This window comes from Bradyrhizobium sp. SZCCT0148 (assembly GCF_018129985.1).
Classification (GTDB): Bacteria; Pseudomonadota; Alphaproteobacteria; order Rhizobiales; family Xanthobacteraceae; genus Bradyrhizobium; species Bradyrhizobium japonicum_H.
Window position 1 is genome coordinate 400,600 of record NZ_JAFCKT010000004.1, and the last position, 13,169, is coordinate 413,768.

General features: G+C 65.3%; 10 protein-coding genes. 2 read left to right on the forward strand and 8 right to left on the reverse strand.

Annotated elements, in window-relative coordinates:
* Positions 1 to 62 precede the first annotated feature (62 nt).
* The 4 genes from hpnE to JQ580_RS16615 all read right to left on the reverse strand — a co-directional run bounded on the left by hpnE (position 63) and on the right by JQ580_RS16615 (position 3,457).
* Positions 63 to 1,319, reverse strand: coding sequence for a hydroxysqualene dehydroxylase HpnE (gene hpnE / locus JQ580_RS16600; RefSeq protein WP_212281126.1), 1,257 nt, complete (start codon positions 1,317 to 1,319; stop codon positions 63 to 65).
* Positions 1,319 to 2,158, reverse strand: coding sequence for a presqualene diphosphate synthase HpnD (gene hpnD / locus JQ580_RS16605; RefSeq protein ID WP_212281127.1), 840 nt, complete (start codon positions 2,156 to 2,158; stop codon positions 1,319 to 1,321). The genes hpnE and hpnD overlap by 1 nt, the downstream gene beginning before the upstream one ends.
* Entirely contained in the window at positions 2,148 to 3,032 is an 885-nt protein-coding gene (hpnC, locus tag JQ580_RS16610) for a squalene synthase HpnC (RefSeq protein ID WP_212281128.1), read from the reverse strand. Before hpnC ends, hpnD begins: the two co-directional genes overlap by 11 nt.
* Before the next feature lie 191 nt (positions 3,033 to 3,223).
* Positions 3,224 to 3,457 (reverse strand): hypothetical protein, encoded by a 234-nt coding sequence (locus JQ580_RS16615; protein WP_008144014.1) that lies wholly within the window; start codon positions 3,455 to 3,457, stop codon positions 3,224 to 3,226.
* 460 nt (positions 3,458 to 3,917) lie between these two features.
* On the opposite strand from JQ580_RS16615, the gene JQ580_RS16620 reads away from it, so the two are divergent.
* Complete coding sequence (locus JQ580_RS16620; protein ID WP_212281129.1) at positions 3,918 to 4,415, forward strand: hypothetical protein; 498 nt, start codon at positions 3,918 to 3,920, stop codon at positions 4,413 to 4,415.
* A 110-nt stretch (positions 4,416 to 4,525) separates the two neighbouring features.
* On the opposite strand, the gene JQ580_RS16625 is transcribed toward JQ580_RS16620, so the two are convergent.
* The 4 genes from JQ580_RS16625 to JQ580_RS16640 all read right to left on the reverse strand — a co-directional run bounded on the left by JQ580_RS16625 (position 4,526) and on the right by JQ580_RS16640 (position 11,005).
* Entirely contained in the window at positions 4,526 to 6,892 is a 2,367-nt protein-coding gene (locus JQ580_RS16625) for an efflux RND transporter permease subunit (RefSeq protein WP_212281130.1), read from the reverse strand.
* Positions 6,893 to 7,099: 207 nt separating this feature from the next.
* The gene (gene eutC, locus JQ580_RS16630; protein WP_212281131.1) at positions 7,100 to 7,885 is read right to left on the reverse strand and encodes an ethanolamine ammonia-lyase subunit EutC; all 786 of its coding nucleotides are present in this window, start codon (positions 7,883 to 7,885) and stop codon (positions 7,100 to 7,102) included.
* A 6-nt stretch (positions 7,886 to 7,891) separates the two neighbouring features.
* Positions 7,892 to 9,478 (reverse strand): B12-binding domain-containing radical SAM protein, encoded by a 1,587-nt coding sequence (locus JQ580_RS16635; protein ID WP_212281132.1) that lies wholly within the window; start codon positions 9,476 to 9,478, stop codon positions 7,892 to 7,894.
* Between the two features lie 144 nt (positions 9,479 to 9,622).
* On the reverse strand, positions 9,623 to 11,005 hold the full coding sequence (locus JQ580_RS16640; RefSeq protein ID WP_212281133.1) for an ethanolamine ammonia-lyase subunit EutB: 1,383 nt from the start codon (positions 11,003 to 11,005) through the stop codon (positions 9,623 to 9,625).
* Positions 11,006 to 11,321: 316 nt separating this feature from the next.
* Between JQ580_RS16640 and JQ580_RS16645 the strand changes: the two genes are divergently transcribed.
* Positions 11,322 to 13,061: a methyl-accepting chemotaxis protein gene (locus JQ580_RS16645; RefSeq protein ID WP_212281134.1), complete on the forward strand. Its 1,740-nt coding sequence runs from the start codon at positions 11,322 to 11,324 to the stop codon at positions 13,059 to 13,061.
* Positions 13,062 to 13,169 lie beyond the last annotated feature (108 nt).

Genomic DNA, 13,169 nt, shown 5'->3' on the forward strand with positions numbered 1-13,169 from the left:
CGCTCGATTGCTCCGATAGTCGATTGAAATTGGCCGGGACGTCTGCCCGTCAGGGCCGCCTTTCAGGTTCCTTTGGCGGCGATAACCAGATCTGCGGCGCGATCACCCGACCGGACCGATCCCTCGATGGTTGCAGGCAATCCCGTAGCAGTCCAATCCCCGGCAAGGAACAGGTTTTTCAGCGCAGTGACCGGCCCCGGACGCAGGGCATTCTGGGCCGGCGTCGCTGCAAATGTGGCACGGCGCTCACGTACGATCTGCCAGGGAGGCAGCTCGCCGGACACCCCGCCGGCCTTGCAGACGTCGTTCCAGATCGCCTGCGCCAATTCCTCGCGCGGCATGTCGACCAGACGGTCGCCATTGCTGATGGTTACGGAGAGCCGGTTCGGGAACGCGAACAGCCATTCCACGACGCCGCCGATCACGCCGAGGATCGCCGCCGAGCCCGGAGGCGGTGTGATCCGGAAATGCGCGTTCACGATGGCGCGGAATTCGGTCGGGGTCTTCACGCCCGGCAGCAGGCTCGCAGCAGCCCGCGGCGGCACCGCCATCACGACGACATCGCCCTTACCCAGCTGGATCACATCCTCGCCGCCGAAATTCAGCGCACTGGCCTTGCCGTCGGTGCTGGTGAACGACCGCAGCTCATGGCCGAGCTGAACCGTGTGGCCACGGTCGCCCAAGAACTTCACGGCCGGCTCGATCAGCACGGTGCTGAGACCGTCGCGCGCGATCAAGGGACGGCAGGCCTGTCCGCCGGCAAGCAGCGTCTCGCGCACGATGGCGCCGGCAAGTCCGGCCGAGCCCTCGGGCGGATCGACGTTGAGCGCCGCCAGCAGCAGCGGCTGCACCAGGCGCTGATAGAGCACGCCTTCACAGGGGATCGACTTGCCGACCAGCGTGTCCTCGGAGGCCCAGATCAGCGGCGCGAGCTTCAGATAATCGGTGAGTCCGGTGTCGGGCACGCGGCGGCTCTCGTCGAGCACCCAGGTCGGCAGCCGGCCGGTGCCGAGATCGATCTGCCAGCGCTGCCCGGTCGTGAGGTCGACGAAGGGAAATTGCGCGCTCTCGGGGCCGACAAGGCCCGCCTCGGTGCCGATCGCGCGCGCATAGGCACGGGCATGACTGTTGCCCGACAGCAGCAGATGATTGCCGTTGTCGATGGTGAGATTGGTGGCGCCGTCGAAATAGGAACGGCAGCGGCCGCCGGCCTGCTGCGTCGCCTCGTGCACGGCGACCTTGAAGCCGGCGTTGGCAAGCCGCACGGCGGCGGAGAGGCCGGAAATTCCAGCACCGATGATGTGAGCTGTGTTTTGCATCAGATGAAAGCGTAGCGAAGCAGGATCAGGATGCGCGTGATCTTCGACACACGCACCGGCTGGCGCGGCGCGGTGAAGCCGCGCGCGATCAGCAGATCCAGAATGGAATGATAATATTTCGACATGATCCGCGGCGCGCGCACCGTGCGGCGCTTGTTGCGGTTCATGATCTCGTCCGACTTCTCGAAATAGGCCTTGGCGCGCTGCGCCAGCGGCAGGCAGACCTTCGGCAGCGCGCGCTCGGTGATCACGCGGTTCGGGTCGTCGGAGGTGATGCCGGCATGCAGCAGCGCCTCGCGCGGCAGATAGAGCCGGCCGAGGCCGGCGTCCTCGTCGATGTCGCGCAGGATGTTGGTGAGCTGGAGCGCGCGGCCAAGATGGTGCGCGAGTTCGATGCCGTCCGCTTCCGGCAGGCCGAACACCCGCACCGACAGCCGTCCCACGGCGCTGGCGACGCGATCGCAATACAGATCCAGCGTCGCCATGTCGGGCGCGCGGATGTCCTGCGGCACGTCCATCTCCATGCCGTCGACGATGGCGATGAAGTCCTCGCGCTTGAGGCCGAAGGTTTTCACCGAAGCGACGTAGTCCTTCAGCCGCGGCGGCGGATTGCCCTGGTACAGCGCGTCGATGTCGTCGCGCCACTGCTGAAGCGCAGCGAGCCGCTCCGCGCGCGGGCCGTCGGAATCGGCGATGTCGTCGACCTGGCGGCAGAAGCTGTAGATCTGGAACATCGCTTCGCGCTGGTCATGCGGCAGGATGCGCATCGCGGCGTAGAACGAGCTACCGGATGCGCTCGAGCCATAATCGGCACCAGGCGCGGTCGCCTCAAGCGTCATGTGCGGCCCCCGGTCTGGTCATGGCCTTGCGTCCCATCGCGCGGCGCCCGGCTTCGCTGAGCATTCCGGCAAGGCTGAACACGAGCAGCTCGAACTTGTTCAGGTGCACCCGCTCGCGCAGGGGATCGCGCACCTTCAACAGGCGCACGATGCGGTCGGCATAGGCCTGGATCACCGCGACGTCGACGCCGAGACGGAAATCCCGGATCTCCCCGGCGAGCGCCCTGCCCTCGCCGAGCAGCGCTTCGTTGCGAACGGCAAGCCCCTGCAGGCAGGCCAGCATCGCCGGCGGCGACTGCGACAGCCCGAGCTGCTCGACCGAGGCGCCATGTGCCGCCAGCGCGTCGCGCGGCAGATAGACGCGATTGAGCTCGCGGAAATCCTTGCCGCAATCCTGCAGGTGATTGTTGATCTGCAGGCCTGCGCAGAGCGCATCGGATGCGGCCCAGGTCGAGGTGCTCTCGCCGTGGACATCGAGCATGAAGCGGCCGACCGGCATCGCCGAGTAACGGCAATAGTGGATGACCTCGTCCCAATTCTCGTAGCGCAGCTTGGTCACGTCCATGCGGAACGCGATCAGCACATCGAGGGCGTGGCGCGGCGCCATGCCGCGCTCGGCCATTGCACGGCGCAAGATGACGGCTTCAGCCTGGGTGTCGCCCTTGCCGAGCAATTCCGCCTCGAGCAGGTCGAGATAGGCGAGCTTCTGATCGGGCGGCAGGGTCGCGTGATCGGCAATGTCGTCGGCGGTGCGGACGAAATTGTAGTACGCCAGGATCAGGGCGCGATGACGCGGATGAATGATCCAGGACGCGACGGGAAAATTCTCGTCGCGGTCACCCTTGCCGGATCGCAATTCGCTCGCAGAGGTCATCGAGGGCTGGTTTACAATCGTTTGGACAGGAGGGGCTTCTTCGCTCGCGCGGGCTCATGCCGGCGATCCGCCGCGGCCCCCATATAGGGGAATACGACCGCAAAACCAATCCTGTCTCTCGATGGCTGCCCCTCGCGGATCGAGCCCGAAAAGGCGGCCCGGGACCGCCTTTTGTGGGCCAATGGCCGAGCTTATTGGTTGTGGTTCTTCAGGACTTGGTCGCAGGCCTGCGAAATCTTGGCCCGGTTCTCCTTGAGGCAGGCCAGGATGGTGAAATCGCCCTGATCGATGACCGGACGGCAGAACTTCTGCACGTCGCGCGTGCAGGCCTTTTGCTCGGAATCCGTGCCGCGCCCTGCCTGGGCGAACGCCGCAGTCGAAAGGGAAGCCGACAGCAGGGTGAGAGCGACGAGAAGCTTACGCATTGTATTCCTTCATTCTGACGGCAGAATCGCACCGGACCCGGACTGCACAGGGCGGATGACCGGAGCGGATTGTTCTGATGGCAAGTCGCCGCGGATCAGCGGCCTCAGGGAAGGCACAAGCGCTGGCAAATGCGGCCAAATTGGCGCCGCGCCCACCAAATCAGGTCTTCCCCGCGCCTTCCTTGGCAAATGCAAGAGCTTGATACTACGTCATAATTCGGAAGCTCTGCGTTTTACTGCAGACCTGTTGCAGAGCTGCATCTGTCCACCCCGCCTTTCCAAGCAGAAACATGCCGAAACGAGTCAAATCGGGGGATCCAGGCATCGCGGGAGGCGTTGTGAACCGCCGTCTCTGGCAGCCTTGCTTTGAACCTGACACCGGCTCGGAGCACTAAACTTTCGATGTGGCGAGACGTTATCGCGCGCAAGCGGACGTCGTTCCAAAACGGGATATTTTGAGATGAAATTCTTTGGGCGATCTGGACTGGCAATCAAGACGGCCGGCATCGGCGCGGCGCTGCTCTTCTCGGTTTCGGCAGGCCACGCTCAGTCGGCCAGCCCCTTTGCCGGTTTCGACGGCGCGTGGACCGGCACCGGCACGGTGTCGCTGTCAGACGGCTCCACCGAGCGCATTCGCTGCAAGGCCGACTACAAGGTCGCCGGCAGCGGCCTCAATCTGAAGCAGGCCCTGCACTGCGCCTCCGACAGCTACAAGTTCGACCTCACCAGCGACGTGACGAGCCAGGGCGAGCGCATCTCCGGAAACTGGAGCGAGTCCAGCCGCAACATCTTCGGCAATCTGCAGGGCACCGCCGGCGGCGGCCAGATCGACGTGTTCGTCGAGGCCAACGGCTTTGCCGCCAACCTCTCGCTGCGCACCAACGGGACCAAGCAGACGGTGCAGATCTCTTCCAAGGGCGAGATCCGCGGCGTCAACATCACCATGACGAAGAGCTGACGCCTTCACCCTTCGACGCTTCAAACAAAACGCTCAAATCAAAAACCCCTGGCTCTCTCGAGCCAAGGGTTTTTCGTGTCTCAGGGCAAGGTCGCCCGTCGCGATCAGATTCAGATCGCCGGCTTGTCGGTCCCCTGCAGCCTGGCGTGCAGGTTGATCAGCCACATCGCCGTCGGCCTGAGGATGAAGAGGTCGGCGACCAGCGCCATGATCATCGAGAAGGCGCCGAGCCAGCCGAACAGCCGCAGCGACGGCAGATCGGAGAACACGGTGACGACGAGGCCGCAGGCCAGCACCACCGTGGTCAGGATCAGCGCCGGGCCGACCAGCACGGTCGCGCGCTCCACCGCAAGCGCCGAGCCCACGCCCGGTTTGCTCTCCAGCCGGAGACGGTTGAGGAAGTGGATGGTGGCGCTCAGGCCGAGGCCGAACGAGACGGTGAGCGCAACGACGCTGGCGAATTGCAGCCCCTCGCCCATCGCCCACAGCACCGTTCCCGACATCACCACCGGGAAGATGCCCGGCAGGATGCAGGCCAGCATCACGACCCAGGAACGGAACGCCAATCCGATGAAGATCGCGACGAGCGCGAATTCGATGGTGAGGCCGTGGTTCAGCTTCTCGATCATGCTGGCCGAGTTGCGCGCTGCGATGGCGGCGAGACCGGTCACCGCGATCTCATAACCGGGATGCTTCTTGCGGACGGCGTCGAGCTCGGCATCGAGCTTGTCGACGATCGGCAGGAGCTGGCTGGAATCCTTGTCCGGCACGCGGCCGGCGACCAGCACGGCATCCTGCTGGGCGTCGATGAAGCGTCGCACCAGATGTTCGGGAATGACGCTGACATACTCCTTCAGCGTCGCGACGTCGGCGCTGCCGGCCTTCTCCGCGAGCCAGCGGCGCAGGGTCTCGACCGACCAGACATTGCCGACGCCGGCCGCTTTCTCCACGGTCGAATGCACGTCCGCGATGGTCTGCAGCGTCTCCGGTGAATACAGCGATTCGTTCTTGGGGAACTGGATCAGCACGTTGACCGGGTTGGCGCCAGTGAGCTTGGCGTCGAGCCGGTCGCTGGCGGCAACGGCCTGGCGCTTGTCCGGCACTTGGTCGGCGAGCCGATAGCGCGGCTCCAGATTGGCGTAGACGATGCCGAGACTGCCGACGAACAGCAGCGCGATCAGGCTGAACAGGCCGGGACGGCCGACCATGCGCACCGCGATCCAGTAGCAGAAATTGCGCAGCGCCTGGACGCCGGCATCCGCGCTCTGGAACTTGACGGCGAACAGCTTCTCGTTTCGCACCAACAGCACGCCGAACACCGGCACCAGCGACAGCACCGCGACCAGCGCGATGATTGTGGCGGCGAGGCCCGCTTCGCCGAACTTGCGGATCAGATCGGAGTCGGAGAATTGCAGCGCGATGAAGGAAATGCCGGCGGTGCCGTGCGTCAGCACGCAGGCCGGGCCCACCACCAGCACCGCGTTCTTGAACGCGGTGTACTTGTCCTGGCCTGCGATCAGCCGGTCGCGCGCCGCGAAAGTGAGCTGCATCGAGTCCGAGAAGCTGATCACCATGATGAGCGGCGTCATCACGTTCAGGAACATGTTGAGATTGAAGTTGGCCCAGCCGAGCGCGCCGAGCGCCAGCAGGATCGCGATCATCGGCGGGAACGCCGCCGCGACCATGAAGGAGATCTTGCGGAAGAAGATGATCGCGATGATGCAGCCGGCGAGAATGCCGAGGATGTTGTAGGTCAGGCCGTCGCGCTCGACCGCGTTGCGGATCTCCAGCTGCATCACCGGCACGCCGGAGAGCTGCACGTTCAGCCCGGTCTCGCTGAGGTCTTCCTTCATCAACGCGCGAATGTCGGCGACGGTCTTGGTCAGCTTGTTGGAGCCGACGATTTCCGGATCGAGCGAGAGCACGATCAGCGCCAGCGTGCCGTCTTCGGACAGCAGCTTGCCGCGGATGATCTCGTTGTTCTTCACGGTCTGGATGAACTGGTCGTAGGCCTCGCCCTCGGGCAGCTCGGCCGGGAACAGCGCCGCGGGCAGCTTGCCCGGCGCCGGCGCCTGGCGTGCCGAGAACAGCGAGACCAGCCCGCGCGTGCCCTCGACCAGCTGCAAATCGGTGACGAAGTCGCGCAGCTTCTCGAGATTGTTGCGCGCCAGCAGATTCTTGCCCTCGACCACGACGAGAACGTCGAATTCCTCGGCCGGGAACTTCTTGGTCACCTCTTCGTACTGCTTGAACTCGCGGGTATCGGAGCGAAACAGCTGCGAAAGCGAATCGTCGATCTTGATCCGGTGGATGCCGAACACGGCACCGACGATCAGGACGAGCAGGACGATGCAGGAGACGATCGGCGCCCGAACGGCGATCAGCCCGATGCGCTCCAGCCCGAAGGCGATCGAGGACGTAGGCCCCTGCTCGATCTTGTCGACATGAACCTCATTCTCGCTGTGCTTTTCGAGCATGCCTTATCCAGTTCCTAATCGGCTCGGTCTGAGAGCATATTGCGCGCCCCGCGAACGGCTTGAAAACGCCATACCAATGGGAGGCTTGCCCTTTGAAAATGCGCGGGAATTCGACGCGAGGGGTTTAGCAGGTGAAGCGGTCTTTTCGCAAGCAGGCGAAGTGTGGCCGAATCGATCAAGAAGTGGCGATTTGGGCCGATGCGCCGGTCATTCGGGCTGCGCCGTGCCAATTCGGCGCGGCGCGCGGTCCGCGCTCTCGTCCTTCAGCGCCACGCCGCTGATCTGCCGCGCCAGCCCCTCGCGAACCAGCCAGGCGATCTTGAAGGCGGCCTCGTCATAGCTCAACCCGGCGCGGTGGATGTTCGAGACGCAATTGCGCTCGGCGTCGCTGCGGCCCGGCTTCGGGGCGAAGGTCAGATAGGCGCCGAGGCTGTCGGGCGCGGACAGGCCCGGCCGCTCGCCGATCAGCATCAGGGCCATGCGCGCGCCGAGAAGGGCGCCAATCTCGTCGCCGAGCGCAACGCGCGCGCCTGAGGCGACGACGGCTTGGTCGATCGCGACGTCGCTGCCTCCCGCAAGCAGCGGCAGCAGACGACACACCAGGGCTGCCGCATGGGCGTGGACCGCCGCGGCGGACAGGCCGTCGCCGATCACGAGCGCGAGCCGGCACGGGGTCGAGGCTGCTTGCGCCAAAACCTCGACCGAGCCGGGGGCGAGCCGCCGTCCCAGATCCGGCCGCCGCAAATAGTCCTTGCGGTCGACGGCCTGGCTCCTCACCTCGGTGACGGCAAGGCTCATCGCGCCGAGATCGGCGGCGAGACGCGGCGCATCGAAGGCGGCATGCACGGCATCGCGGGCGCGGGCATGATCGAGCGTGAAATCGAGCAGCGCCTTGGTCGGCACGCTCGCGCCGCTGCGGCCGATCGCGACGCGCGCGGGCGTGAACGCCCGCAGATCGAGGGTCGGACGGCGCGGCAGGGCCGGATCAGACATGTCGCGTCATTCGGCGGGAACGGCGGCCTCGCGCAGCCGGATCGAGTAGTTCGAGGCGTTCTGCTTGCCGCTGGAGGCCGCGCGCGCAAAGGTGATGAGGTGGTGCGCGATCAGGGTGCATCCGATCAGGCCTTCGATGTCGCCGCGCTTGATGCGCCCCAAGGCGAACTTCCAGAACACGCGCTTGTAGTCGCCGAGCACGCCGACCTTCCAGAAGATGTTGCGCAGCATGACGAGGCCACGCCTGATGTTGGGCCAGGTCTTCATTTCATCCGGTACCGGCATCTTCAGACGGCGCACATAGACATTGTCGCATTGATGCTGGTAGCGCGCATAGACCTTCTCGGGCGCATAGGCGACCGCCATCGCATGCTTCCAGGACGCGACGACCTCGTCGTAGGGCAACAGGAAATCGACGTTGGAATCGCGGCCGTCGTCGTGGACGAGGCGCCCCTCGCGCTCCAGCCGGTCCCATAGCGGCGTCTTCGGCAGCGCCTGAAGCAAATTGATCGTGAGCAGCGGAATCCGGGACTCCTCGACAAAACCGAGCAGCGCCTCCGCCGTATTCGGCTTGTCGGTGTCGAGCCCCATGATGATGCCGGACACGACCTCCATGCCGTAGGAATTGATGGTGCGCACACCCTCCAGGATCGGGACCATCATGTTGTGGTCCTTCTGCATCGCCTTCAGCGCGTCGGGATCCGGCGTCTCGATGCCGCAGAAGATGGTGACGAAATAGGCCTCGCGCATCTTCTCAAGGATTTCGGGCCGCTTGGCGATGTTGAGCGTCGCCTCGCAGGCCAAGCGCACCACGTAGCCGGTCCGCTTCTGCCATTCGATCAGATGCGGCAGCAGATCCAGCGCCGCCTTGCGGTTGCCGATGAAATTGTCATCGACGAAATAGACCGTGTCGGTCATGCCGCATTCGCGCAGGCGGTCGAGCTCGGCGATGATCTGCTCCGGCGACTTGATGCGCGGATTGCGGCCGTAGAGGCCGGGGATGTCGCAGAACTCGCACTGATAGGGACAGCCGCTGGAATACTGGATGCTGCCGAGGAAATATCTCTTCACGTCGGCAAGTTCGTAGGCCGGGATCGGAAACTCCGTCATCGGCACGCGATCCTTGGTGGTCAGCACCACCTGGGCCTCGGGACGCGAGGTGTCGCGCGACAGGATCTCGATCAGCTGGTTGGTGGCATCGCCGAGCTCGCCGACGTGAAGATAGTCGAAGGACGGATAATAGTCGGGACAGGCGCTGACGGACGGACCGCCGAGCGCGACCGGCAGATCGAATTCATGCGCGCGGCGGCAGATGTCGTTCATCTGCTGGCGCTGGATGTGCATGCCGCTGACGAAGACGGCTTCCGCCCATTCGAACTCTTCCCTGGTCGCACGACGCAGGTTCTCGTCGACGAATTTGACCTGCCATTCCTGCGGAAGATAGGCCGCGAGCAGCAAAAGCCCTTGCGGCGGCATGAAGGCACGGACGCCATCGGTCAGGGGATAGGAATGCTCGAACGTACCGAACGACGATGTATAGCGCGGAAACACACAGAGAATCCGCCGGGACGTTCCGTTACTTTCAGCTCGCATCAAAGCTCCCCCGCCACACTCGATCTGGTTGCGGAAATTGCCAGCCAGACACATAGCGTAATGCTGTCGCTGGAATTTCTCAATATTGTGGCGTGACCATAATTCCGGGAGGCGCAGATAGTTTCCCGAGAAGAATTTTGCGCATCAGGCGATCAGCCGCGCGGCAAAATCGGGCAGCAGGCCTGCATCTCCGGCAAGACGCAGATCGGCGCCAGCGATGCCCGACCGCACCAGCCAGTCGTCGAATTCCGGAGCACGGCGCAGACCGAAGACGTCTCGGACATAGAGCGCGTCGTGAAAGGACGTCGACTGGTAGTTCAGCATGACGTCGTCGGCACCAGGGACGCCCATGATGAAGGTGACGCCGGCGGCGGCGAGCAGCGTCAGCAGATTGTCCATGTCGTCCTGGTCCGCCTCGGCGTGATTGGTGTAGCAGATGTCGATTCCGAGCGGCAGGCCGAGCAATTTGCCGCAGAAATGGTCTTCCAGCCCGGCGCGGATGATTTCCTTGCCGTCATAGAGATATTCCGGGCCGATGAAGCCGACCACGCTGTTGACCAGCAGCGGGGCGAAGGCGCGGGCGACCGCATAGGCGCGCGCCTCGCAGGTCTGCTGGTCGACGCCGTGATGGGCGCCCGCCGACAGCGCCGAGCCCTGCCCGGTCTCGAAATACATCACGTTCTGCCCGACGGTGCCGCGCCGCTGCGACAGCCCGGCCTCATGCGCCTCCTTCAGCAGCGCCAGATCGACGCCAAAACTGCGGTTGGCGGCCTCGGTGCCCGCGACCGACTGGAAGACGAGATCGACCGGCACGCCCTGCCCGATCAGCGACAGCGTCGTCGTGACGTGGGTCAGCACGCAGCCCTGCGTCGGGATCTTGAGCCGCGTGATGATCTCGTCGAGCAGCCGCAACAATTGCGCGATGACGGCCGGATCGTCACTGGCCGGGTTGATGCCGATGCAGGCATCGCCGGCACCCAGCAGGAGGCCGTCGAGGATCGAGGCGGTGATGCCCCTCGCATCGTCGGACGGATGGTTGGGCTGCAGCCGCGTGCTCATCCGGCCCTTCAGGCCGATGGTGTTGCGGAAGGCCGTGACGACCTCGCATTTTCGCGCCGCCAGGATCAGATCCTGGTTGCGCATCAGCTTCGACACCGCGGCCGCCATCTCCGGGGTGATGCCGGCCGCCAGCTTGCGCAGGACGTCCGGCGTGGCGGCATCCGACAGCAGCCAGTCGCGGAAGCCGCCGACCGTCAGGGATGCCACCGGCGCGAAGGCCCTGGCGTCGTGACTGTCGATGACGAGGCGGGTGACCTCGTCGGCCTCATAGGGGATCACGGCTTCCTGCAGGAACTGGCCGAGCGGAACGTCGGCCAGCGCCATCCGCGCCGCGATCATCTGCTCGGCGGTGTCGGCGGCGATCCCGGCCAGCCGGTCGCCGGAGCGCGGCGGCGTCGCCTTGGCCAGGAGATCGCGCAGGTCCGGGAAGGTGTGGGTCGTGGCGTCGATGGTGTGGCGGTAGACCAAGGGCCTCTCCGGGGTGCGTCGGCCGGTGGCCGAGTCCAAAGCGATCTGAAGGCGATCCCGATCTCAGGAATACGCGCTTGGCGGCCGGCATGCACGCCGACGTTTGGGGTACCCCCGCGAAATGACGGGGCGATCTGCGGGACACCGATCAGACACGGGCAACCAGCTGAATTGGTTGGTTATTCTGCCGAACCGGCGTCTCTTCGCGCGGCTCCGGCGTTAACGCCGCGTCCATCTTCGTTCTGCATAGTTTTGCATTAAATTCGAACGACCCCGCTCACCGGCCGTTTCTGGCCATTCCGGGCCCTTGAACATCATGACATCAGACCGATCTGGGAATGCCGCCAAGCTGGCCGGCCGTTTCACGCTTGCCGCCAAGCTCTATGCGATCTTCGCGCTGTTCGCGCTGCTCACGGCGGCGATCGCGATGCTGTCCGACTACAACAGCCGCCGCGGCGCCGACCTGACCAACGCGATCGAGACGGCGAACGCGGCCGCGCTGAACGTCGAGCGCGTCAACTCGCTGGTCTACGCGGTCGTGATGGAATCGCGCGGCGTCTACATGTCGACCGAGCCCGCGGTGGTGAAGAAATACGGCGACGGCCTGCTCAAGTTCAACGAGCAGATCCTCGATGTCGTGAAGCGCTGGGAGACCATCGTCAAGGCCGACGATGCCGAGCAGTTCGCCATCTTCAAGAAGCGCATCGAGCAGTTCGTCGAATTCCGCAAGGAACTGGTGCGGCGCGGCGTCGAGATCAACGCCGCCGCGGGCCGCGAATGGGGCGACAACGAGGCCAACCGCGCGGTGCGCTCGGCGCTGAACAAGGATCTCGAGGTGCTGTCCAAGGTCTATGCCGGGCGTGCCAAGCAGATCGCGCTCGAGACCGAGACCAATCGCACCCTGTCCTTCGTGCTGACCTGCCTCGGCGGCGTGGCGCTGGCCCTGGTCGTGATCGGAATCGTCATCATCGCTCGCTCGGTGGCCCGGCCGCTCGCCGCGATCACCGCAACCATCAAGCAGGTCGCCGACGGCGCCGAGAATGTCGTGGTGCCGCACTCCGACCGCGCCGACGAGATCGGCGCGCTCGCCCGCGCGATCCAGGTGTTCCAGGAGGCGATGGGCCGCAACCGCAATCTCGCCTCGGAGGTCTCGCAGGGCTCCGCCGCGCGCGAGGAGCGCGCGCGTCATATCGAACAGTCCGTCGAGCAGTTTCGCGGAGCGATCGGCGCCATCATGCGCGGCCTCAGCGACAACGCCGCCACCATGCGCGAGACCGCGCAGACCATCACCCGCGTCACCGCCGATGCGAGCAGCCGCGCCGACACGGCGGCGAACGCCACCGAGCAGGCCTCGCACAACGTCACGGCCGTGGCAGGCGCGGCCGAGGAACTGTCGGCCTCGGTGGTGGAGATCGGCCGCCAGGTGCGGCAGAGCGCCGGCGCGGTCGAGCAGACCGGCCAGCGCACCGAGAAGTCGATCTCCGAGATCGAGAGCCTCGCCGCAGCCACGCAGCGCATCGACGGCGTGCTCAACCTGATCCAGGCCATCGCCGAGCAGACCAATCTGCTGGCGCTCAACGCCACCATCGAAGCCGCGCGCGCCGGCGAAGCCGGTCGCGGCTTTGCCGTGGTCGCCCACGAAGTGAAAGCGCTCGCGGGCCAGACCGCCAAGGCCACCGCGGAGATCAGCGAGAACGTCGCGATGATCCAAGCCTCAACCCGCAACGCGGTCGATGCCGTGCGCGAGATCGGCGGCGCGGTGCGCGAGATCAACGAGGTCACCTCCGCGATCGCCGGCGCCATCGGCCAGCAGGACGCCGCCACGCGCGAGATCTCATCCAACGCGCAAAGTGCCGCGCAAGGCAACGAGACGCTGGTCGCCAACATCACCTCGCTGCGCGACGCCATCGGCGAGACCGATTCCGCCGCATCCTCGGTGCTGACGGCGGCGGGCAGCCTGACCGAAACCGCGGACACGCTGTCGCGCGAGGTGGAGAAGTTCTTCCAGAACCTGCGCTCGGGCGCGGCGGACGGACGTATCGCAAAGGCGGGGTAACGGCGCGGAGGCGGCGAGGAACTGCGCGCCGCGTTCAAACCGCTTCGGCCTGCGATCCGACGCACTCCTGCGCTTTGGCAACGCACGATGCAGCGGGCGACCAGCGTC

Coding starts and splice junctions, on each gene's coding strand:
- JQ580_RS16645 (WP_212281134.1), top strand. CDS start 11,322: ATGACATCAGACCGATCTGGGAATGCCGCCAAGCTGGCCGGCCGTTTC.
- hpnE (WP_212281126.1), bottom strand. CDS start 1,319: ATGCAAAACACAGCTCACATCATCGGTGCTGGAATTTCCGGCCTCTCC.
- hpnC (WP_212281128.1), bottom strand. CDS start 3,032: ATGACCTCTGCGAGCGAATTGCGATCCGGCAAGGGTGACCGCGACGAG.
- JQ580_RS16635 (WP_212281132.1), bottom strand. CDS start 9,478: ATGCGAGCTGAAAGTAACGGAACGTCCCGGCGGATTCTCTGTGTGTTT.
- hpnD (WP_212281127.1), bottom strand. CDS start 2,158: ATGACGCTTGAGGCGACCGCGCCTGGTGCCGATTATGGCTCGAGCGCA.
- eutC (WP_212281131.1), bottom strand. CDS start 7,885: ATGTCTGATCCGGCCCTGCCGCGCCGTCCGACCCTCGATCTGCGGGCG.
- JQ580_RS16620 (WP_212281129.1), top strand. CDS start 3,918: ATGAAATTCTTTGGGCGATCTGGACTGGCAATCAAGACGGCCGGCATC.
- JQ580_RS16615 (WP_008144014.1), bottom strand. CDS start 3,457: ATGCGTAAGCTTCTCGTCGCTCTCACCCTGCTGTCGGCTTCCCTTTCG.
- JQ580_RS16625 (WP_212281130.1), bottom strand. CDS start 6,892: ATGCTCGAAAAGCACAGCGAGAATGAGGTTCATGTCGACAAGATCGAG.